This window comes from Bradyrhizobium sp. 22 (genome assembly GCF_000482425.1).
GTDB classification, from domain to species: domain Bacteria; phylum Pseudomonadota; class Alphaproteobacteria; order Rhizobiales; family Xanthobacteraceae; genus Bradyrhizobium; species Bradyrhizobium japonicum_B.
This window is the reverse complement of sequence record NZ_AXVG01000029.1, coordinates 73,202-94,891: the sequence shown is the minus strand read 5'-3', so window position 1 is coordinate 94,891 and position 21,690 is coordinate 73,202. Positions and strand designations below refer to the sequence as shown.

The window sequence follows — 21,690 nt, the reverse complement described above, 5'->3', positions numbered from 1 at the left end:
CAGGACTGACCACGCGTCGCCGACGGGCAACCCCGCCAATTGGGTTGTAAAATCACAGAAGACCGGCCGGTCGACTGGGCAGTGAAGAAGGCCGAGAGGACGCTAAGAACTCGGCACAAGCCTCTGGTGCGTCAGCCGATCACGCATGGTTGTCATGATGAACATGATGGACGGGATGGGATGGGGGATGGGCCTGGTTGGGATTCTCATCCTCGTCCTGCTTCCTCGGCATTGCCGCCCTCGTCAAATATCTCTCGAGGTCGTGACGTCATGCGGCTCGGGTGCAGATCTCGGATGGAGCGTCAGCCCGCTACTCGCGATCAATAGGGACGTGGGGCTCACAAACCCGTGAACTGAACTGCCGTGACGCAGTGCATTTTGCGCGTGCTGCCAACGGCCTAGCCTTTGGCTAGGTTGGTTGTTATCTTAGCTCACATGTTGGAGAAGATCGGCCGCATCATGAGACTGGCACTGGCGCTCACGTTCATCGTGGGGCTGGTTCCGCATGGCATACGTGCAGCGGATGCGGACGTGAAGATGGTCATGGCTGCCGCGACCGACATGCCAATGAAGGGCAAGTACAATGGTTGCGGCGACAGTCAGAAGGAAATGACAGCCGCAGCATGCTCCGCCTCTTGCGGAAGTTTCGTGGCCTTGCCCGTCTTTGTTTCGCTGTTTGACCCAGTTCTTGTCGAGATGGCGCAAGATTTCTCCGGCCCAGCTCTCGCAGGGCATACGATCCCGCCTGATCCATATCCTCCCAGACCTCTCATCCTGAGCTGAGGCGCATCGCGGGTCGCGATGTGTCCTCTGGTGCGCGCGATGCCCACCGCATCGATGACGCGTCGCGATGTTGCACGTGGTTTTTGGCCATGGGCAGCGGATCAATATCCAGGATTGGCTTTCATGCACTCCAGTTTAGGTCCGGCGATCAATCGCCGCGCACTGCTCGTAGGCGGCACCGCAGTTGCGGCTTCTGCCCTGTTCCCGCGAATAGCACGAGCCACAGCGGCAGTACCCAAGGCAATTGAGCTCACCGCTGCGCCAGGTCGCGCGTCCCTCGTTGGCTCGCCTTACCCGCGCACAAATGTGTGGTGCTACGGGGACCGCATCCCAGGTCCCGAAATCCGGCTCCGTCAGGACGAGCCCGTTCGCTTGGCCGTCCGAAACAACTTACCGGAAGATACGACTGTGCATTGGCACGGCATACGTCTGCCGAATGCCATGGACGGCGTTCCCGGCCTCACGCAGCCGCCGATCAAGCCTGGCGAGAGCTTCACCTACGAATTCACGCCCCCCGACGCCGGCACGTTCTGGTACCACCCGCATGCCGACAGCCTGCAGCAATTGGGGCGTGGCCTGGCTGGCGCTCTGATTATTGAAGAGCCGGAACCCGTTCCGGTCGACCGCGACGTTGTCTGGGTATTGAGCGACTGGCGACTTAGATCCGATGCGCAAATCGCGCCCGGCTTCGGCAGCGGCATGGAAGCCGCCATGTCCGGTCGCGTCGGCAACACGGTCACGGTGAACGGTGGGGTGTCCGAAGAGGAGCCAGTACGGGCAGGGGAGCGCATTCGCCTCCGCCTCGTCAACGCCTCGCTCGCGCGCATCATGGCCCTGCGCTTCGAAGGCCACCGCCCAATAGTCGTCGCGACCGACGGTCAGCCTTGCGACCCGCATGAGCCGGACAATGGGCGTCTGCTTCTCGCTCCTGCAATGCGGGTCGATCTCATCCTCGATATGCAAGGTGAACCGGGTCGACGATACCGGGTGGTCGACGACTTCTACGATGAGCTGTCTTATTGGCTCACTCAGCTCGCCTACAACGACGAGCCGCCGCTCCGCGCCCATCCACTCGATGGACCGCTGCGTTTGCCGCGCAATCCGGTGCCGGAGCCGGACTTGACCACCGCCGAGCGGCACGAACTCCGGCTTCAGGGCGGGATGATGAGTGGTGGAGGCATGATGGGGAGGGGCGGAATGATGGGCATGGGCAGCGAAGCCAGCTGGGCCATCAATGGTCATTCGATGACAGGCGACGGTCACGTCGGCGTGCCGCCGCTGTTCACTCTGCGGCGCGGACGAAGCTGCGTGCTGTCGATGCGTAACGAAACAGCTTGGTGGCATCCTATGCATCTCCACGGCCACAGCTTCCGCGTCCTGAGTCGCAATGGCGCAGCGGTGCCGCACCGGCAATGGGCGGATACCGTTCTCGTACGACCGAAACAGACGGTCAAAATCGCTTTTGTCGCCGACAATCCCGGCGACTGGATGCTGCATTGTCACGTCACAGACCATCAAGCGTCCGGAATGATGACCATGCTGCGCGTTGCCTAACCAATTCTAATACTGCGAAGGAGAAGCGACATGAATAGACGGACATTCTGCCTTGGCACTGCGCTAACGACGCTTGTGCTGCCGCTGCCGGTATTTGCCGAGCCGATCAAGGCGACGTTGTACAAGAACCCGCAATGCAGTTGCTGTGAAGGCTACGCCGCATATCTTCGGCAGAACGGGTTCGACGTCGAGGTAAAACCCACCAATGATCTCGCTGAGATCAGCCAGAACGCCGGCGTACCAGCGAAATATCAGGGCTGTCACACCATGTTCGTTGGCGGCTACGTGGTCGATGGGCATGTTCCTGCGGACGTGGTCCGCAAGCTCCTATCCGAGCGGCCGCAGATCGCGGGGATCACGCTGCCTGGCATGCCCACCGGCTCCCCCGGTATGACCGGCCCCAAGACGCAGAAATTCGTCATCTATGTCGTGACCAAGGAAGGCAAGGCGCCGACCATCTACGCCAGCGTGTAATCGGTAGGCGCCGGCGAGGTCAACCAGCACCGCCCACAAGCACGTTGGCCCAGTATCGTCCGAGTGCTTGTGAAACGATGTCGCCAGCGATCAGAGGGTTTGAGCAGCAATGACGCTTGTCTCCTGCATCCGAGGTATCCAGCTCGCGGTTGTTGTCGCAATCGCAATCGCAACGGCTACTCCATTAGCCGCAGCTCAGGAACCAGTAAGAAGGCTGGTCCTGCATGACAGCCCACGATCTGTCGCTGCTGTCCAGTTCACCGATCAGCAAGGCCGCGCACGAAGTCTGGACGATCTTAGGGGAAAGGTCGTGGTCCTCAATATCTGGGCCACCTGGTGCGTGCCCTGCCGAAAGGAAATGCCCGCGCTCGACCGGCTGCAAGGGACCCTGGGCGGCGCCGAGCTCAAGGTCGTGCCTCTCTCGGTCGATCGCGGTGGCCTCGAAACCGTCCGCAAATTCTATTCCGAGATCAACCTTCGCAATGTTGCCATTTACACCGACCCTTCCGGACAGGCCTTGCGCGCCGTGGGTGCCATCGGCTTGCCGACCACGCTCGTTATCGATCGTGCTGGTCAGGAAGTTGGGCGCGCCATTGGTCCCGCCGAATGGGATTCGCCAGAAATCGCCGCGACGCTGCGCGCCGTCATGACCAATACCGGCGGACGTCTCGGTCAGCGGCAAGATCCCGATCGATCCAACTTGCAAGCGTCGCCCGGCCCGCTCCGGCGTGCGTTCGACTGGCTCATGGCGCCTGTTACCGAACTGATCCTTGATAGAGAAACGCCTGATAATTCCTCAGAGAAAAATAGGAGCAGATTGACGAAGGAGAATGAGCATGCAGTCAACGACTAGAATCCTCATTTCATTCGCCCTGGTCTCGGCCGCCGCGATCGTGATGGCTTCGGCTCCCTATGCCGTCGACGATCACGCGCCGTCCAGCTCGACGGGTCCTTTGCGTCAAATGCGCGGACGGTAGCTCAGAGAGGCAAAATTAGCTTTTTGAGACAACAATCAATGACTCCGACGTAAAAACAGAAATAGGGTGGGAAAGAACCAAGGGAGGAGGGGATGGAGACCGTTCGCCGCTTGCGTGCCAGGGCGTTACTGTGCCGACAGGCCGCCGCGTATCATCCAGATAGAAGCTGGAAGCTGCTCGCAGAGGCGGAGTACTGGGAGCACTTGGCCAGCGCGGCTTTGCTTGAGCACTTCAGAGAATGCAATACCCTTTTGCATAATATGGCCACCCCGCAGCACGCGAACGAAACCACCCTGAAACATGGGGCCCCGCAATGGATCAAGGGATGACGTTGCTGTCTTTCTTCGAAAGCGTCTCGAAGCTCTGACTTATCAATGGGCCGAACTGGAGGACCTTCGAGCGCGTGTGATCGAAGCCGAACAGAACAAATTCACCTCTCGTTCGCCTGCGTAACACCGTATGCTTCCGCGCAGTTCAGTCGCGCTCTTCTCGCCAAATCGCAAAATCGGCTTTCGTTCGCTTTCAGGAGAACACTCATGCTATCAAGAAAGCTACAAGCAGGCAGTATTGCGGCAGTGCCTGAGGCGCATTCGCCGGGCGTGGTCAAGTAGCTTGGCCATTCGGCTTTGCCGTGCCGGGCAGGACCGGATTATCGCGCTGTTCCACGGAAGCATAGAACGCATCCATGTCGATATGGATGATCTTGCGATGGGGCGCCGTCGAGACGACTTGCTCCGATCGGATCGGGGCCATAGACGGATTATAGAGTTACCAGTCGAGTCGTCGCAGCCGTTAGACCAGGTTGGTCCGACCGACACTCCGGGCGGGTATCGCCGATCGAATCAAAGACCTCTGCGATGGCGCCCGCGGCCGCCTCGGGAGAGACGCCGACCCGCGCATCCCGACGCGCGACATCGAACGCACGTTCCCGGGCGTGAGGGTAAAGCCGCGATCCTGCATCCAGCCGTGCTCCCTACATTCCCTGTGGCTCCGGCGTCGTTGACCATTGGCCTAGCCGCGCAGCGTCCGGACCGCGGGCTCGAGGCGAATTAAGGCCGGTGGCCACGATATGTTCCACATGTACTTTGAATGAGCTGCAGATTTCCCTTCGCATAGCACAGATTTTGGAATCTATTCCTAGCCGACCAGCTCAGGAGGCGCGGCAAACGCCAAAAGTCCCAAGATCGGCCTGGGACAAAGGGTAGGGGGTCCAGCTAGTCAGGAACTTAGGCGGTTTCGTTTATTTCACTTGTTGCGTTTATTTCGAATATGGCCTATACAAGAGGCCATACAGGGGAGAAAATACGATGACGATGCCAGCCTACGTTGAAGAGCTGGGAGGTACTCGCCTACCTTCTGCGAGCGAGAAGGCGGCAGCCAACCAGCTTCGTCAGATACTCGCTTCGCACGCGACGGGAGATGCCAAACTCCGAGTGCTCGACGATGCACAACAGGCTGCAGAGATAACCTTGTCGCCGGCGCTATCGAGTCTTTTGATGGAATTGCTGCGGCATATCGGTCGCGGCGATGCGGTGACGCTTGTGCCTGTGCATGAGATGTTGACCACGCAGCAAGCTGCCGACATTCTGAATGTCTCGCGTCCGTTTCTGGTCTCGCTGCTCGAGAAGAACGAAATTCAGCACGTGACAGTGGGGCGTCATCGCAGGATTAAGGCAGAGGACCTATTCGCCTATAAGCGCACGCGTGATGAGAAGCGGGGCAAAGCGCTTGCGAATCTCGCTGAGCAGGACGCGGAGCACCTGTAAGCTTGTTTGCAAACCGCTTCACCGCATTCGTCGATGCGTGCTCACTTGCAAGCGCGCTCAAAAGGAACCTGCTTCTCTCCTTGGCGGAAGCGGAGTTTTTTCGTCTCCGCTGGTCGAGCCGCGTCCTGGATGAGACCGAAGCAGCTATCGAGGAAATCTTGAGCGGCAAAGGCTTTGCCGATGCCACAGCGCGCGCAGAGCGGGCGCGCGCCAGTATGGAAGCTGCCTTCGAAGACGCCATGGTTACGGATTTTGACAACTTCTTGCCGGTTGCGGCGGGTCTGCCCGATCCTGGCGATCACCACGTTGTTGCTGCGGCGGCCAAGACGCAAGCCGCAATGATCGTAACGGAAAACCTTAAGGACTTTCCCGCGGCAGTTCTTTCCGACCTGAACATGGAGGCGAAATCGGCCGACGCTTTCATTGCGGATACTATCGCACTCGACGAAGCTCGCGCCGTTGCAGCCATTCGGCGTATGCGCGAACGCTTCAAGAAACCGGAAATGACGCCGGCGGAGTTCTTGCTCGTGATGGAAGCTGCGGGGCTGATTGAGACTGTTGACGTGCTAAGGTCACACGTGGAATCCCTCTAGCTCAGTAACTAACCAGACGGGCTTTTGGCAACACGATCTTGATGCGAACTCGACTTCGGATATTCCATAATGAAAATTATGCGAATAAAATCAATACCTTATCATAACTGCTGAAATAAGCGCTTCGAGCAAGTTTTGCTCACGCGCGCCTAACCAAATAGCCTTTCGCTTTGAACTCCTCGTTCACGAACGTTCCTTTGGACGTCGAGTCGCGGAATTGCTCCCAAACCTCTCGGGTAACGCCACTGTAAATGTAATAGGCTCCACGTTTGAAGATCACGTGTGCCTCACCCTGGTCCTCGTCGTATGCGATTTGGTCGACGCTGCTTGAGTCCACATAGGTGAAATCCATGAACTATCTCTTCAGTTGATGGCGCCAGTGAGTGACAGATCTCATATTGAGCCAGATCAAGTTTCCGGCTGTTCTTTCGCTGTCGGCACAACACGCCGCGATCTCCAAAGAACTGACTCTGGCTGACTCCGAACGATCCAGACAATGTGAAGTGGGGCTGGGGACCGACCGCTGTGGTTGCGCCGCTCTCTTGTGTGTCGGGGAAAACAGTGTACTGGTTAGCCTAATTCTGCGGGCGGAGATGGTGCATCGAGAAGAGGAGAGGGCTTCGTCGCTTCGTGGGCCTCAGAGCGCAGCGGACGTGTCAACACCTCACGTCTGAATTCGTGAGCTTTCGCCCCTTTTCTAATTGCAAGACGCGAGACCGAATTCGCTATACGGCCGAGTGGTCCCGTGAAGTCCGGAAGATCGACCATAGCCAGCAGCAGCCCTGCGGTTCGATGAGGTTATCGCAACAGGGTACTGGATCGCTGAGCCTCGTTGAAAAGCTGACGCCCAAGGGAAGATGACTCGCGGCGTGCCTTGGGGGCGCTCGTGCATGAAGCCGGCACCCTCGCTTAATTCAGATTTATCAACCGCGCATTTTTTCTCTGTGGCCGGAAGGAATTAGGAACGTAGCTCCGGTGCGAAGGTTCCTACGAACGGCGGAGTGCCGCCCGGCGGGGTCGATGCTCGTCGTCGCGTTCAACCGGAGCAACCAAATGAGCAGGCGTTTTGAAAATCGACATCATCACTCGGGAGACGACGGGAACACGCAGACCTTCGACGACTATCTCCTCTTCATCGGCGACCATCACTCAGACCGGTTCACGGGTTCCGACGATCGCATGAACATCGCCTTCGGCCGGGACGGAAACGACCGACTGGTCGGCGGAGCGATGGACGACGACCTCAACGGCGGTGCGGGCAACGATCATCTCATCGGCGGCGGGGGAAGCAATCATCTGGTCGGAGGTGCGGGAAACGACCACCTGATCGGCGGAGATCAAGCAGATACGTTGATGGGAGGCGATGGCAACGACGTCCTGAACGAGGGTGCGGGCCATGGCGACTTGGACGGCGGGCGAGGCAACGACGTTCTCACCGGCGGTCCGGGCGCGGATGCATTCATGATCTCTCCCGATAGCGGGCACGACATCATCACGGATTTCCGCGCCGGTCCGGGGGTGTTCGACCATCTTGCGGTCATGGACATCGAGCCCGAGCAATTCCGCTTCAGGGACACGCACGACGGCGTCCTGATCAGTTGGAATACCGACAAGGGCGACGGATCGGTGCTGCTCGAAGGCGTTTTCAAGGCGGACCTCGCGCAGGACGACTTCATGTTCGTCGACGACCGCCACCTGATCGATCCGACGAGCACTCATTCCGACCGCGTCACCGCGGAACACTTCGTGAAGGACGAGGGCAACGAGAGTGCGCTGCCGACGCCGGGCGAGACGCCGGCGCAATTCCAACGCACGGTCGACGACAATCTTATCAAGTACGGCAGCGATGGACAAAACGACGTCTTCCAGGCGACCGCCAAAAACGACATCTATTTTGGCCTGGGGGGCGACGATCGCCTGTATGGCGGAGAGGGAGACGATCACCTCGCTGGAGACGCCGGCAACGACCTCTTGAGCGGCGGGAATGGACGTGACGATCTTCGCGGCGGCGAGGGAAACGACAGTCTCTACGGCGGAGCCATGGCCGATAACCTGATGGGCGGAGCCGGTAACGACTATCTGAGCGCCGGCGCGGGCCATGACATGCTGGAAGGTGGGCCGGGTAACGATGTCTACAACGGCGGCGATGGCGCCGATGCCTTCATGGTCGCGCACGGCAGCGGCGATGACGTCGTGGTGGCGGGGTTCGACCCCGGACCGGGCGCGTTCGATCATATAGCCTTCATGGATATTATGCCCAAGGAGGTGACCGTCACCGATTCCGTGTCGACACACGGCGATGGCCACACGGGCGTGCTCGTAAGCTGGGGCGATGGATCGATCTTCCTGGAAGGCATCCAGAAGAGCCAGATGGCGCAGGACGATTTCATGTTCAACGCGGTGGAGGGCGGAGCCTTCGTGCCTGACCCGGCGATCAGCACCGAGGGCAGCAATATGATCTTCCAGGGAACGCACGCCGACTGGCACCTCGCGTAGCGGCTTGTCACAAGAAGCGCCTGGCGACTTACAGGGCGCATCTTACAAGGTCGGTTGAAGGCCAATATACCGGCTTTAGCTTGTCGCGACCGCCCTTCGAAGGTAATCGATCGTCGTCTGCGGCACCGCTGACGGCTGTCCGAAGCATGGTCCGCAGTCTTCACCCCTTGCGCTCAACCGAGGAACAACGGCTTTGCGGAGCCGTTGCGACCGAACGCAATTGGAAATCAAGGAGCAAACATGTACCAGAAATCCGCCGCGGCTGCCGCCGCCATCGTCCTGCTCTCCTCACTGGGGACAGCGGTGGTCGCCCAAGACACGATGGGCGCCTACAAGCAGTCGATGGATAAGATGAATTCAGAGATGAAGAAGGGCATGGACGATCCCGACGCCACCAGGTCCTGGGCCAAGATGATGATCGCGCACCACCAAGGCGCCATTGAGATGAACGAGACGGTTCTTAAGGAAACTAAGGATCCGATGATCCGCAAGATGGCCGAGAAGGGCATCAAGGAGCAGAAGGAAGAGCAGAAGCAGCTTGGAGAATGGCTCGCCAAGCACGACAAGTGACGCCGAGCCGTCGCCGACAGAAACGCCATGATCGCTTTCCCCTACGACTACTTCCTCGTTGCTTGGTTCGCCTTCGCGCTGGCGTCGACGGCCTACGTCGCCGTCGATCAGTTCGGCAACAATCCCGAGCCGACGGTGATGAAGTGGGGCTTCATCCTGGTCACGTTATACATGGGTCCTTTCGGACTGCTGCTCTACGTGCTGGCCGACAAGGAGCCGCGGCCAGGCCAGCATGAGGAATTCACGTCGCCGCTCTGGAAGCAGGGTGTCGGCAGCACCATCCATTGCGTGGCGGGAGATGCGACCGGCATCATCATGGCGGCTGTTATCACTGCGTCGCTCGGTCTGCCGATGTGGATCGACTTGATCGTCGAGTATATCGCGGGCTTCTCCTTCGGGCTCTTCATCTTCCAGTCGCTTTTCATGAAGCGGATGATGGGCGGTACCTACTGGCAGAACGTGAAGATGAGCTTCATGCCCGAGTTCATCAGCATGAACGCAATGATGGCCGGCATGGCACCGACCATGAGCTATCTGATGATGGGCCGGGACATGCGGGCGATGGACCCGCTTGAGCTTATCTTCTGGGGCGTGATGTCGCTCGGGGTGATGGTCGGCTTCACGACCGCCTATCCGTTCAACGTTTGGATGGTGAAAAAGGGCATCAAGCATGGCTTGATGACAGAGAGGCCCGAGAAGGAGGGAGGTCAGCAGAAGGACGGCGGTGATGGACATGGGTCACATGGCGGCGGCCATAAGATGAAAAGCGAGGCGACGACGCCACAGTTGGCTGCCCTTGCCGGCGTGACATCCTTCCTGCTGCTGACCGGCATGATCGTGCCCGGCTTCTCGGTCAATTTGCGCTTGAGCGCGCGCGACGTCGACGCCTCGATTATGCCGCCCGGCATGATCAACACGTTCGATCTTCCGGCCGCCGCGATGAAGGACATGGCGGCAGTCAAACCGCGGCAGGCCGGCTTCGAAGCGGCGTCCGACGCGCGTGGGGACCAGCCGCTAGAACCACGCATCGAAAACGGCGTAAAAGTATTCCATATCGACGCCTCCATCATCCGTTGGCACATCCTGCCGGACGTCGCGGTCGATGCCTACGCCTACAATCGTCAAATTCCCGGGCCCCGGCTGCAGGTGACGGAAGGAGATCACATCCGGATCAATTTCACGAACCACCTTCCGGAATCGACGACCGTCCATTGGCATGGCCTGATCGTGCCAAACGAAATGGACGGTCCCGCCAAGGTCGCCCAGCCGCCCATACCTCCTGGAGGCACGTATACGTACGACTACACCGTCGGCCAGCACGGGACCTATTTCTACCACAGCCACGATCATCCGGACCGGCAGCAGGCGCTCGGGCTGTACGGAGCGCTTATCATCGCGCCGAAGAACGCCGCCGACGAGGTCAAGGCCGATCTCGACTACACCATTCAGCTACAGGAGTGGTTGAAGCGCGAATGGCTGACCTATCCCGCGATGCTGATGGAAGGAGAACTCCCAAACTACTTCACGATTAACGGGAAGGCGTATCCGGCAACGGACACCATCAACATGAAGGTCGGAGAGACCATCAAGGTCCGCTTCATCGGCACCAACAACAACTTCGTGCACCCCATGCACATTCATGGCGGTCCCTTCGAGGTGGTTGCGGTCGACGGGGTCACGCTGCAGGAGAGCGCCCGCTATCAGGCGGATACTGTCAACGTCGGACCTGGCCAGCGGTATGATGTCCTCTGGACGGCACGCAAGCCAGGGAAATGGCTGGTGCATTGCCATATCCCGCATCACACGGCCAACAACAACGTCGAGCAGAATGGCGGGGGCGGCTTGATGCTTGTCTTGAACGTCAACTAGAGCGTCTGCGGCACTCTGGCTACTGCGGTTGATCTGCATCAACGACGGACGCGGTGCTCCCTCTATGCTTCGAAAGACCATAGGAGCGCGCAAATGTCGGTGCAGGATCATCCCGGGTATCGAGAACGCCCTCAGGTGGGCATGTCCACCAAGGTCAAGGCCGGCATGGTTCTGCTGGGATTTCTGGCGATCACCGGCGCGCTCCTGTTCACCGAGCATCGGGCCCACGTGCTCGGGTTGCTGGTTTGGTTGCCGCTGGTCGCCTGTCCGCTGATGCACTTCTTCATGCACGGGGGAGAGGGCCACGATCACGGCGGCGGCCGGCCGAGCGATTCAAGGAGCGCGTGATGCATGACACGGCACCCGCCTACGGTCTCTGGAGCCTCGTCATAGTCAATTCCGCGGTGTTCATCCTGTTCGCCTACAGCTTCTTCAAGCCGCAGACGTCCCGGGACTGGCGCTCGTTCGGAGCCTTCAGCGCTTTCCTGGTTGCGCTGTTCGTCGAGATGTACGGCTTCCCACTCACCATCTACTTCCTTTCCGGCTGGCTGCAGTCGCACTACCCGAGCGTCGACTGGTTCTCCCATGACGCGGGCCACCTGCTCGAGATGATGTTCGGCTGGAAGACCAATCCGCACGCAGGTCCGTTCCACATCCTGAGCTTCATCTTTATCGGGGCAGGGTTCATTCTGATCTCGGCTGCTTGGAGAGTGCTGTACGACGCGCAGCAGACCCGCAGCCTGGCCACCACCGGCCCGTACAGTTACGTCCGCCATCCGCAGTACGTTGGCTTCGTGCTGGTCATGTTCGGCTTCCTGCTGCAGTGGCCGACGATCCTCACGCTAGCGATGTTTCCCGTGCTAACGATCATGTACGTGAAGCTCGCGCGCGACGAGGAACGCGAAGCTCGGACCGAGTTCGGCGAGGCCTACGCGAAGTACGCGGCCGAAGTCCCGGGCTTCATCCCGCGCCTGAGCCGAATTCTCGGACCCGGCGCTTCCAGCAGCAGCGTTCACCACGGCTGATCCGGAATGGCATGGATCGGTGTTTTGTTGATCGGAGTCGGCATTACTTCCTTTCCTCCGGCCTGCGCTGCTGCCGGAGGACATTCGGTACATGAACCTCGACCGGGCCGAACTGCAGTCAATCGGACCGAGACTGACATCGTGGCTCACCCAGTATTTCGCGTGATGGATGGCCACGTGGCGGCGGCCGCCGGGGTGCTCGTACTCACACCGACACGCTGGCGTGGACATCCTTCCGCGACCATCGGGCAGTCGCTGCGGCTGGCGCCGTCATCGCCGCGGGCTCTCGTCAGCGATCTGCACTGACCCAGCCCGCTCAGAGTCACGACGCCCGCAGCCCACTCCAACCCCAGACTCCAAGACAGCCGTGATCTGATTTCGATTTCGATTGTAGTACGCGCCTGATTTTGGCACGGCGCCAGCTTTTTCAGCAACCTAACCTATTGATTTCACTGTGCCGATTTTCCGAGCCGTTGGTTGATTTTGGCACGAAAGACCGAAATTTGGCATTGAGAGCCTAGGCGCTACTCAAATCTGGCACTGGCCTGTCATGTGCGCAATGACGTGGCACAAATGGCCGCCGCGTTTGAGCTGGTTTTCCCCGCTTTCTGATGAGAGCGCCGTTGACTTGGGGCTACTTTCGGGTGGGTGGTTGGGTTCGTTTGATGCACCCCAGATCGTGAGCCTCGAATGTTCGACGCGGAGAATGCCGATAGCCAGCTCTTCCTGACCCGGCTGTTTCAGTGTCTCGCCAACCCCAACACCCGCAAGATCGTCGAACTACTGGCGTTAGGACCACGCTCGTTGGGCGAATTTTTGCAAGTCATGGACAGCACGGAAGCTCGCATTAAAGCGGCCATCCAAGTCCTTCAGACGGTCGGTCTGGTGTCCGAAGGGAAGGATAGAGGGGGCACAGCCACCGTCTATCTCCTTAACCGGACCGGCTTGAACCTCGCACAGTCTTGGCTCGATCGCGTCGACTCGATCGCCGGCGATCCGATCAAGAGCGAGAATTAAGCTCGGAGATCGGCATCATCACATCCTTCAATCCATCGCTGGAACCGTCCGCGAAGCCGAAGAGCGCCTCAATGCGTGACCTGACGATTTCCTGGGCAGCCGCAGAGGGCAGGCGGGCGACAGCCGCCGACAAAGTGCCCGCGGCCTTGATCCGAGAGATCACGTCGCCCCTGGTCAGGTCTTCCGCAGCGGATGCCTTCATCTTTTGCAGAACGATCTCATCAAAGGAGGCCGGCCATCGCTTCAATTGGAGGAATCCCGCCGGCGTGTTCTTGGGAGAGATTGCAAGGCTGAGATCTTCCGGCAGCCATCTAAAGTAGCTTAACCACGCGGCAAATTTGAGTGCGTCCAGGCAAGACAGGTTGCTGACCGGGGCGGGCAGTCGGAAATCGTGGTTGAAAAGGTAACGAGCGAGCTCCCTGACTGCAGCGACAGTTTCCGGTGGACTTTGTCTGGGGGCAACTGAACGTAGGTCAAGTTTGCAGACTTGGCACGACCAGACGTTCGGAAGGTTTCTCCACGCCAGCAGGTTAAGACACTTCGGACACCGGTCTAGCAGCGTTTCACCCGTTTCGATGTCGCAAATCAGCCCCGACAGAAGCCAGGCGTTCTTTATCCGGGCGTTTTTGCCATCGGCGGCCATTCGCCCGGGAGCGAGACGGCGGCGTTCGGGAGCCAGCCATCCCACCGGCAAAACGCATCCCATGAACTCGGTGCGATCCTTGAACATACGCCACGCACCTTTCGACAGCTTTGTGTGGTCGAAGGAACCCAAGGCCGCGAGTTCAGCGATCGCGTCAGTTCTCGAAGCGATCGTCGGAACCGATTGGTCGGTCATCCCGAGATGTAACGATAGCAAGGTGTCCGTATCGATTCTGCCCATTGGCGCAAGACGTACGGCGATCGAGGCGATTGCCTCGTCTTCGAATTGCTCGATCGTGCGCAACCATGGAGTGTTGGCTCTCATATGTGCAGATCCACGTGATGTTTCGCGGTGAACACCTCTTCCGGCAGCCGGTTGAGATGCTCGTCCAGGAAGGGATTAAGACCGAGCATGATCTTCTCGTTGCGAAACACACGATCGAACCCGGCGGCGATGTCTGCTTTCGTCAGTTCCTCCGGGTCCGTTCCGTCGGTACGGATGAAAGCATGAACAGTCGCCGCGTCGACGAGAAGGGCGTGTCGGCCCGGCCGTCCCCGCTGAGCGTAGAAAGTAGCGCGCATCGTGAGGGGATCGTCTTCGTTTTCGGTGAACCAATTCTTGTGGTACGGGAGCCGATCTGAGAACGTGCCTACAAACGCATCATGCTCCTCGGTGTTGAATCCGAACGGCTCCAACTTCTTGAAGCCCCCGGATCGTTGCCGGGTGGCGTCGACTTCATCTCTCATGGTCTCGAGGGCGGGCGCGCCGATGACGCACAGAGGCGCATTGCATTGGTTTTCGAACGAAAGAATGAGGCGGCCGAGCTTCACGATGCCTTTTCTGTCGTCAGCCATGTTCTGAGCTTCGTCCAAGAAGACGCCATCGATGCCGTTGTGATTGACGTTTTCTATGAGTGTTCCGACACCCTCGTCTTCACCCAAACGAAGGCTGCTCCGATCGTTGAAGATCTTGTCGTTGATAAGACGTGCCAAAGTGCGCGGCGTGGCGCCTCCCGTAAGATCAGCGTAGATGAACCGCTTTCCATTGCCGGACAACAATTGCACCTTCGCTTTCGATATCTTCTTGCCGGTCTGTTCCCGCAAAAGGCGCTTGACGATCTCGCTCTTGCCGCAACGAGACCACCCTATGACGTACGCACTGGCGTTCTCGCCGTCGTCGCGAGCCGATCCGAGCGACAGGCGAAGCATGTCGCGGGTCTCTTTCGCTTGCGGGTGCTCGACGAAGATCTCCCGGACCGATTTCCGCTTCGCGGCCAATACCGGCGAAGAGAGGATGCTTTGATATCTGCCGTCCATATCCTAGTCGCTCCGCACTTCGTCGACCGGAAACCTCAGCTTCTTTCGCGGCTGCGTCGACGGCGAGGGCGTTACGGCAGCGGTCTCTCCGTTGACGATGGACGGCGGAAGCGGCGCAACCGGCGTGCCGTTGCCCCGCGGGTCACTTCAAATTCCTCCGGGTGCGGTCAGTCAAACTCCTCCACCCCCAAGGCAGGACAGAAGTGGATTGTTAGTTTGACATTGTTTCGCGGGCAAGAGCTTCAGCGGCCTCTTTGAGCCGATAGCTGCGTCCGTCGAACTCAAGCAGATGGCAATGATGCATCAGGCGATCGAGGATCGTCGTGCTCATGGTGTTGTCCCCCAGGTATGTCCCCCAATCCTGCACGACGCGATTGGAGGTGACGATGACGCTGCGGTGCAGTTTGTAGCGCTGATGGATCAGGGTCTGCAGCAAGGCGCCGGCGTCGTCAGGGATGGCGCGTGCGAGGAACAGATCGTCCAGCACGAGGAGATCGCAGTCGATGATGGTTCGCAGGCGGGCCTCGCGCTGCGCCGGGGAGTTCAGGGCGTAGCGGTGGAAGAAGTCGTCGGTCTCAAGATACTGGACCTTGTGGCTTTGCAGGATCGCCTGATAGGCAATCGCCTTGGCGATGTGGGACTTCCCGGTGCCAGGTTTGCCGACGAGCAGCGCGTTCTCGCCGGCGGCAATGAACGCCAGGGTGTGGAGCTGGAAGCAGGTTTGGCGCGGCAATTTGGGATTGAAGGACCAGTCGAACTCGGCGAGCGTCAGTTTTTCGTCGAGTCCGGATTGCCGGTATCGTCGCTCGATAAGGCGGGACTGACGACGGTCCAGTTCGTCCTGCAGGATCAGGGAGAAGGTCTCGAGGAATGGCTGGTTGGCGCCCTGCGCCTGCAGCACGCGCGTCTGCAGCGTGTCTCGGACGCCTGACAGGCGCAGCTGTCGCAGGCAACGCTCAATTTCCGGCATGGTCATCATGTGGCTGGGTCTCCAGTTTGAGGTGAGAAGGCGCAGCGGGAGCGCTCGTGGCGCCGGAGCTGGCCGGGGTTGCGCAGGCGACACGAGCGCGGCTGTCGTGGGCCTCGGCCTGCCGGCCATTGTTGCCGGCATCGTGCCGCACAGCGTGGCTGAAGAGGTCGCCGTATTCGGCGGCGGCGCGGATCAGCGGATGATCCTGGGTGAGCGGCGATGCCGGCTGTGGCGTCGCTCCAACCTGCGCGATCGCCTGTTCGAACAACCGTTCGACGGTCGCACGCACATGCTTGTAACGGTAGATGCGGTTGCCGATGGCGTGCGCGCAGGCTTGCTCGACCAGCCATGCCGGATATTTCCGGCTCAGCCCGACAATGCCCCACATCGCGCGTTGTCCGGGGCGCCCCTCGGTGTCGAACACTTGCTGGCACAGCGCCCTGGTCTGCGGCCCGATGCGCTCGGCGCTCGCCAGCAGCACGGCGGTTTGCCGCGACGGATTGAACGGCCGTTCGCTGGTCGGCAGGACGACAGAACCGGGGTGCGTCGTCCGGGAATGAACACGCAGCAGCGCATGGGTGTGGCGATCACGGATCTCTATCGTGGAGGCGTAGATCCGCACCACGACTTGACTGCCGATGGGTGCAGGCCGCGCGGCGTAATAGCTGCTATCAACACGCACGGTGGTATCGTCGCAGACGGTCCGAACGACCTCGGTGAAGATGCGGAAGGCAGCCACTGGCAACGGCCGCAGGTGTGGCTTCTCCTCCTGGAACATCGCCTCGACCTGACGACGCGTGCTGCCGTGGATGCGCTTGGAGGCCCAATTCTCCTCCCAGTGCCTCAAGAACTCGTTCTGGGCTTCCAGTGTCTCGAAGCGCCGTCCGGCCAGCGCGGTGCCCTGGGTATGTTGAATCGCACTCTCGACGCATCCTTTCCGATTGGGATCGGCTACCCGCGCGGGATCGGCGACCACGGCGTAATGAGCCAGCATCGCGCTGTAAATCGGGTTGAGCTCGGGCTCGTACAAATCCGGCTTGAGGACGCCTTCCTTCAGATTGTCGAGCACGACATAGCTCGGCACCCCGCCAAAATACCGGAACGCCTCTTCGTGGAGCTGCGCCCAGATTTGCTGGCTCGACTTCCAGACCACCCGCCGGAAGCTACGCCGCGAGTAGCGCAGCGTCATCACGAACAGGCGCGGACGACGGTACCGCCCGCTCTTCGGATCAACCGTCGGCGCCCCCTCGCCATAGTCGACCTGAGCTTCCTCGCCGGGGAGGAACTCAAGCCGATCAAACTGCTCGGGATCGGCGTGCCGTAACGTGGGCACAAACCGCTTGACGCTCTGGTAGCTGGACAGAAAGCCAAATTGATCGACCAGGTCCTGGTAAATCGCCTGCGCGTTCCGCTTCAGGCGGACCTGTTCTTCGATCCACGTCCGATGCGCTTCGCAAGCCGAACGGGCTAGGCTGCTGGTGACCGTCGCTTCCGATGCCCCAAAAGCCGGTGGTCGGGGTGGGGGAATTTGGCTGTCCCCGCTCGCCGAGCCGGTGGTCACCTCCCCGGGGGAATTTGCCTCCGCACCGGCCCGCAGCGCTCGGTAACGCCGGATCGTCTTGCGATCGATCCCCGTCAGCCTGTGGATCTCGCGCTGGCTGGCGTTGCGATCGAGTAATGTAAATACAGTGCTTTGCAGGTGTGGCTTCAAGACGTTCAACTCCCAGTCCCCTTGCTGGATAAAAGGGGACGAAAATAAACGTCCTGCCGGACCGGCTACCGCTGTTCAGCGGCGCTGCCGGCGATCATCAGGTGGGGGAGTTTCAAGTGACCATACCCGGGGGATTTTGACCGACCCACGGGGGTTGTGGGTCATCTCGACGGAGCGCGGCTTGAAAGTCCCGAATTTTTCGATCAGTTCTTCCGTGCGCGCCAGCGCCGGTTGTTCGGCACCATAGGCCAGCACTCCAGTCAGGCGCGGAAGTCGTGCATCCGGAAGATCGGAGGTCTTCGGCGGCACTTGGTCCAGGGGCACCATGCCCATCGTCTCCAGTGCAGTGTCGAACAGATGGTTGAATCCTTCCTGGTGAGAGGCGTGGCCTGTCGGGGCGTGCTTTTTCGCCAGAATGAACTTCCGATGCATCTGCCACTGAAAGCGATTCAGGCCATGAGCCCGCTCATCCGTCGATTTCACATCGAATTCTTTCGGAAGATGCTCGTTCCCATGATCAAGGGCGGTCGGGTCGGCAACGATAGCGCGGCCGACGTCGAGGAGTGGGATGCGGATCCTAACAGGCGTCGGCACCTGCTCTCTCGGACCGAAGCAGCCGGATCGAGCCCTCATCGCCTGTAGTTGCTTGGACTGGTACACGATGTTGTCGCGTTGAATGCCGTGCCGGTCGGTAGTCGCATCGACTTCGAGTGACGGGATCAGATCCCAGCGCTCCATTTCCTCCTTGGTCATGACCTGGGGTCGATGCGAAGGAGACGTCGCGCCGGCGAGCCAACGTTCCTCGGGGGTATCGTAGTCCATTCCGCGCTGCTTGCGGCGCGCATAGACCTCGATGAGCCACATGTGCAGCAACATGATGAAGTCGTCGATGGTGATGATGGCTTCCAGCTTGGGCCGTCTGGCGCCCCGATGTTGCGGACTCGATCCGGTCGATCCCTTCAGCCAGTCGATGAAGTCCGATTCCAAGGTTCCAAACCAGCGCTCCACATACGGTTTCGTGTCAGGCTGGTGCGGGACGGCATGCTCGAAACCGATCTGGACACGCGCGAGAGCCCTACGCATCTGCTCGCTAACGAACTCTTTCGCGTTGTCGTATCTGATCTTTCTCGGCTTACCGTAAGCGAGCCATGAACCTCTGATTTGAGGAAATCGCTTCGCGAGCCAATGCTTCGGCCTGATGGCGTTGTCCAACGCCATCAGAGCGGGGTAGAGGCCGCCCGGCTCGAAGGATGGAAACAAACCGAGCGGATAGCCCGAGTGGGTGTCCAAGATGACGCAGACCCAAAAGCGGGGAATCGCTGCAGCCGACCAAGCTTTGCCAAACGGCGTCTGTCCGAGAATGCCGAGAAAATCGAACTTGTGGTGGTCGATTTCGGCGACGTCCAAGATGCGCGTCGGCCGCTCGAACTTGCCCGAGCCGCCGAACTCGAGGTCGGCCGCCTGTTTGCCTTTGTCTTTCGCCAGCCTGATCCAAGCGTTGTAGCGACGAAATTCGGTTTGAACCGTCGTCAGTTTGGCTTCTGGAAGAGGTTTTTCGAGCGGCTCCTTCTCGGCCTCTCCGTTCGCAATCCGCTCCTCGTTCGCGGCGTTGCGCGCCTCCGTCTCCCTATTCCTGTCTAATAGGGGCGCATTCCGTTTTGATATCTCGAGGTTGACGCGAATGAGAATCTTGGTCGGCCCGAACTTTGGCGAGATGTCGAGCATCTTCCTGATTTCCAGGGCGATGATGCTGAAGATCTCGTCCGGCAGCTTGCGCTTCCGGGCTTTGATCGCGTTCAGGTGCACGCAGGCGCGTTCCTGCATCTGCGTTTCCAGCTCCTTCTTCACCCAGCGCAGCAAGGAGCGGCTCGAATTGTTCGGCTGGAAGATCTTCCTGCCGGCGGGGAGGGCCTGGTTCTCCGCGAAGATCTCGGCGTTGACCTGCTCGATGATGAGGTCGGCGTTATGGTGGCTTCGATCGAACGGCTTCCCCGGCGGCGCGATGAGCATCCGGTTCACGAAGGCGGCGATGTACCGGTATTTCGTCTCCGCGAGGGTTCGCGGTCCTTGGTTGATAGTGCCGTAGGCCTTCGCGATCAGCGCGCGGGCCTCGTCCAATGATTTGGAGACGTCGAACGTCAGCCGCATTCGGCCCGGATGATAGTATTTTTCTTCGTCGAGCAGCTCGAAGAGTCTGGTGGTCGAATAGCGGGCGACTTCGCCGCGATCGACATTCAGGAAGAGGTGGGGGCCCTGGTCGGGCATCTTGCGCAAGAATCTGTGCGCAGCGTTGTCGATCAGGACGACCTGGTCGGCCTCGAGACCGTCGAACAGGATCGAATCCAATGAAGGCTCGATGTCGTTGCCTTCGGTCGCATGATAAGGAAGCGCAGTTTGCGGTTGTTCGGTGACGATATCCAGCATCAGACGTGTCCCTTGCGGACGATCGTGTCGCCGTCGATCGGCGAGAACGTGTCGATCGAGACGATATTTTCCGGGATGCGCGAGAGCACCACGCCGCGCGGGAAGATGGTCTCGGCCAGGATGGTTTCGCAGTGAGACATCGGCAATGAGCCGCCTGCCTCCATCAATGCCGAGACGAGCCGGTTCAGGTCCTCCGGTTCGATGTCCCAACGATCGTTCGCGATGATCTCATCGACGATATCCGGATCGCCCCAGCGCTTTGCAAGCCCGCGCTCCGTGACCACGCGCCAAGGCACGCCAGCGAGCCGGTAAGCGAGCCGGACGCGGCGTAGGCGAGCCCGCAGAAGCTTGGCGTCCTCCCATCTCGCCCTTCCGTCCTCGTCCCAATCCGCGGGCCTTGGCGGCCTGAGCTCCTCCCAACCCTTGACTTCGTAGCGCACGAAACGGGCAACCTTGACGGGGTATCGCACGAACGCCCCGTCTTCCTCGATCAGGTAGTCCGGGGTGTAGATCTCGTTCCGATGTTCGCCGAACAGATTCATCCGGATCGTCTCCGGTTGAGCCCAGACCCGCTTTACGCGCAGGAGGCAGTCGGCCGCCCTGACCAGACGTTCCTCGAACCCTCCTTCATGGATCAAGTGACGCCCCATCTTGCGGCTGAAATGGCCCCCGACCACGTGATTGCGCCGGCCAGTGATCACCTGCCGCGTGGCCTCGTTGTCTTCCAAACGGAAGACCTCGACGCCGTCGCAGAGATGCTCCCAGACCGGCGCGATCTTTCGACGATTACGTGGCATCGCGACCTTCGTCGAGAAGACGCATGGCCCGCGTTTCTTCGATATGATCGAGAAACGCCGTCAGGTACCTGACGCTGATGAACTCGATCGACCCATCGGTGTAGATGCGAGCCGGCCTACCGAATTGACCGTCGTGTCCATCTACGAACCGTTCGAGCTTCGCGAAGAAGCGCTCGGCTTCAGTCTTGCGGGTGAGCGAAGGGATAACGGGCATGGAAGACCTTTTCGCCAGAGAGTCGGAACGTGCAGCCGCTTGACGCTGCACGGATTCGGTCCGGCAAAAGATCACCAAGAAAGACTCTTGCGACTTGGAATCGGACGTGCGATTCTCGGTCGGCCAAGAGGATATCTTGGTCGTTCTGCCGAATGGTGACCGGAGACAATCCGGATATTGGCGGACATGGGTCTAAGGCTGGCTTTTGTGGGCGCCGAAGACCTTTCTAACTACGCGCGATCGGAGTCCGCTCCGGTCGCGCGTCTACGCAAGCTGGTGCATGATGTTGTCCTTGCCGCGCCGGTATGGCGCATCGCATTGAATAACATGCGCGTTTTGGAATCCTATCGAAATGAATCTGGTGGATTTCGGATGCGGTTTTTCGGTCGTTTTGCGGAAAATCATCTGAGTGGTCCTGATAGTGTCGCCAAATTTTGCGCCTATTGACTCTTGTCTTCGTTTGCTGCACGCGCGCGCGAAGTATGCGGCAC

22 protein-coding genes are annotated in these 21,690 nt (G+C 59.8%); 14 read left to right on the top strand and 8 right to left on the bottom strand.

The features are described from left to right. Positions 1–435 precede the first annotated feature (435 nt). The 7 genes from K410_RS0100485 (at position 436) to K410_RS0100450 (ending at position 6,147) form a co-directional block, all read left to right on the top strand. The gene (locus K410_RS0100485) at positions 436–783 is read left to right on the top strand and encodes a hypothetical protein (RefSeq protein ID WP_028133030.1); all 348 of its coding nucleotides are present in this window, start codon (positions 436–438) and stop codon (positions 781–783) included. A 123-nt stretch (positions 784–906) separates the two neighbouring features. Continuing rightward, positions 907–2,337 carry a multicopper oxidase family protein gene (locus K410_RS0100480; RefSeq protein WP_028133029.1) on the top strand — a complete coding sequence of 477 codons (1,431 nt, stop codon included), beginning with the start codon at positions 907–909 and terminating at the stop codon, positions 2,335–2,337. A 30-nt stretch (positions 2,338–2,367) separates the two neighbouring features. Further along, positions 2,368–2,811 (top strand): DUF411 domain-containing protein, encoded by a 444-nt coding sequence (locus K410_RS0100475; RefSeq protein WP_028133028.1) that lies wholly within the window; start codon positions 2,368–2,370, stop codon positions 2,809–2,811. A gap of 109 nt (positions 2,812–2,920) precedes the next feature. Continuing rightward, entirely contained in the window at positions 2,921–3,664 is a 744-nt protein-coding gene (locus K410_RS37925) for a TlpA family protein disulfide reductase (RefSeq protein WP_155253165.1), read from the top strand. A 216-nt stretch (positions 3,665–3,880) separates the two neighbouring features. Next, a complete protein-coding gene (locus K410_RS0100465; protein ID WP_049819840.1) occupies positions 3,881–4,117 on the top strand; it encodes a hypothetical protein in 237 nt (78 codons plus the stop codon). Between the two features lie 978 nt (positions 4,118–5,095). Continuing rightward, positions 5,096–5,554, top strand: coding sequence for a helix-turn-helix domain-containing protein (locus K410_RS0100455; RefSeq protein ID WP_028133026.1), 459 nt, complete (start codon positions 5,096–5,098; stop codon positions 5,552–5,554). A gap of 2 nt (positions 5,555–5,556) precedes the next feature. Beyond that, positions 5,557–6,147: a VapC50 family PIN domain-containing toxin gene (locus K410_RS0100450; RefSeq protein WP_028133025.1), complete on the top strand. Its 591-nt coding sequence runs from the start codon at positions 5,557–5,559 to the stop codon at positions 6,145–6,147. Positions 6,148–6,286: 139 nt separating this feature from the next. Here K410_RS0100450 and K410_RS0100445 read toward each other — a convergent pair whose 3' ends face one another. Next, complete coding sequence (locus K410_RS0100445) at positions 6,287–6,499, bottom strand: KTSC domain-containing protein (protein WP_028133024.1); 213 nt, start codon at positions 6,497–6,499, stop codon at positions 6,287–6,289. A gap of 668 nt (positions 6,500–7,167) precedes the next feature. Here K410_RS0100445 and K410_RS0100440 point away from each other — a divergent pair. The 6 genes from K410_RS0100440 (at position 7,168) to K410_RS36235 (ending at position 13,124) form a co-directional block, all read left to right on the top strand. Next, on the top strand, positions 7,168–8,643 hold the full coding sequence (locus K410_RS0100440; protein ID WP_245269296.1) for a calcium-binding protein: 1,476 nt from the start codon (positions 7,168–7,170) through the stop codon (positions 8,641–8,643). 240 nt (positions 8,644–8,883) lie between these two features. Then, positions 8,884–9,213 (top strand): DUF305 domain-containing protein, encoded by a 330-nt coding sequence (locus tag K410_RS36240; RefSeq protein ID WP_049819839.1) that lies wholly within the window; start codon positions 8,884–8,886, stop codon positions 9,211–9,213. A gap of 27 nt (positions 9,214–9,240) precedes the next feature. Further along, entirely contained in the window at positions 9,241–11,082 is a 1,842-nt protein-coding gene (locus K410_RS0100430; protein ID WP_028133022.1) for a multicopper oxidase domain-containing protein, read from the top strand. A gap of 93 nt (positions 11,083–11,175) precedes the next feature. Next, on the top strand, positions 11,176–11,430 hold the full coding sequence (locus tag K410_RS0100425) for a DUF2933 domain-containing protein (protein ID WP_028133021.1): 255 nt from the start codon (positions 11,176–11,178) through the stop codon (positions 11,428–11,430). Further along, entirely contained in the window at positions 11,430–12,107 is a 678-nt protein-coding gene (locus K410_RS0100420) for a methyltransferase family protein (protein ID WP_028133020.1), read from the top strand. The genes K410_RS0100425 and K410_RS0100420 overlap by 1 nt, the downstream gene beginning before the upstream one ends. A gap of 690 nt (positions 12,108–12,797) precedes the next feature. Further along, positions 12,798–13,124 carry an ArsR/SmtB family transcription factor gene (locus tag K410_RS36235; protein ID WP_049819838.1) on the top strand — a complete coding sequence of 109 codons (327 nt, stop codon included), beginning with the start codon at positions 12,798–12,800 and terminating at the stop codon, positions 13,122–13,124. Here the strand turns inward: K410_RS36235 and K410_RS0100410 are convergent. From K410_RS0100410 to K410_RS0100380, 7 genes are all read right to left on the bottom strand, one after another. Continuing rightward, on the bottom strand, positions 13,108–14,091 hold the full coding sequence (locus K410_RS0100410) for a TniQ family protein (protein ID WP_028133019.1): 984 nt from the start codon (positions 14,089–14,091) through the stop codon (positions 13,108–13,110). The two genes, K410_RS36235 and K410_RS0100410, sit on opposite strands and share 17 nt — an antisense overlap. Next, positions 14,088–15,083: an ATP-binding protein gene (locus K410_RS0100405; RefSeq protein ID WP_028133018.1), complete on the bottom strand. Its 996-nt coding sequence runs from the start codon at positions 15,081–15,083 to the stop codon at positions 14,088–14,090. Before K410_RS0100405 ends, K410_RS0100410 begins: the two co-directional genes overlap by 4 nt. Before the next feature lie 211 nt (positions 15,084–15,294). Beyond that, positions 15,295–16,062, bottom strand: a complete 768-nt coding sequence (gene istB / locus K410_RS0100400) for an IS21-like element IS1631 family helper ATPase IstB (protein ID WP_028133017.1) — start codon at positions 16,060–16,062, stop codon at positions 15,295–15,297. Then, positions 16,040–17,773, bottom strand: coding sequence for an IS21 family transposase (gene istA / locus K410_RS36230; protein WP_155253162.1), 1,734 nt, complete (start codon positions 17,771–17,773; stop codon positions 16,040–16,042). Before istA ends, istB begins: the two co-directional genes overlap by 23 nt. Positions 17,774–17,839: 66 nt before the next feature. Further along, entirely contained in the window at positions 17,840–20,188 is a 2,349-nt protein-coding gene (locus K410_RS0100390; protein WP_028133016.1) for an integrase catalytic domain-containing protein, read from the bottom strand. Then, positions 20,188–20,916 carry a hypothetical protein gene (locus K410_RS0100385; protein WP_155253161.1) on the bottom strand — a complete coding sequence of 243 codons (729 nt, stop codon included), beginning with the start codon at positions 20,914–20,916 and terminating at the stop codon, positions 20,188–20,190. The genes K410_RS0100390 and K410_RS0100385 overlap by 1 nt, the downstream gene beginning before the upstream one ends. Positions 20,917–20,974: 58 nt before the next feature. Then, positions 20,975–21,277, bottom strand: coding sequence for a hypothetical protein (locus K410_RS0100380; RefSeq protein ID WP_155253160.1), 303 nt, complete (start codon positions 21,275–21,277; stop codon positions 20,975–20,977). Between the two features lie 108 nt (positions 21,278–21,385). On the opposite strand from K410_RS0100380, the gene K410_RS39145 reads away from it, so the two are divergent. After that, the gene (locus K410_RS39145) at positions 21,386–21,646 is read left to right on the top strand and encodes a hypothetical protein (protein ID WP_155253159.1); all 261 of its coding nucleotides are present in this window, start codon (positions 21,386–21,388) and stop codon (positions 21,644–21,646) included. The last annotated feature ends 44 nt before the right edge of the window (positions 21,647–21,690 follow it).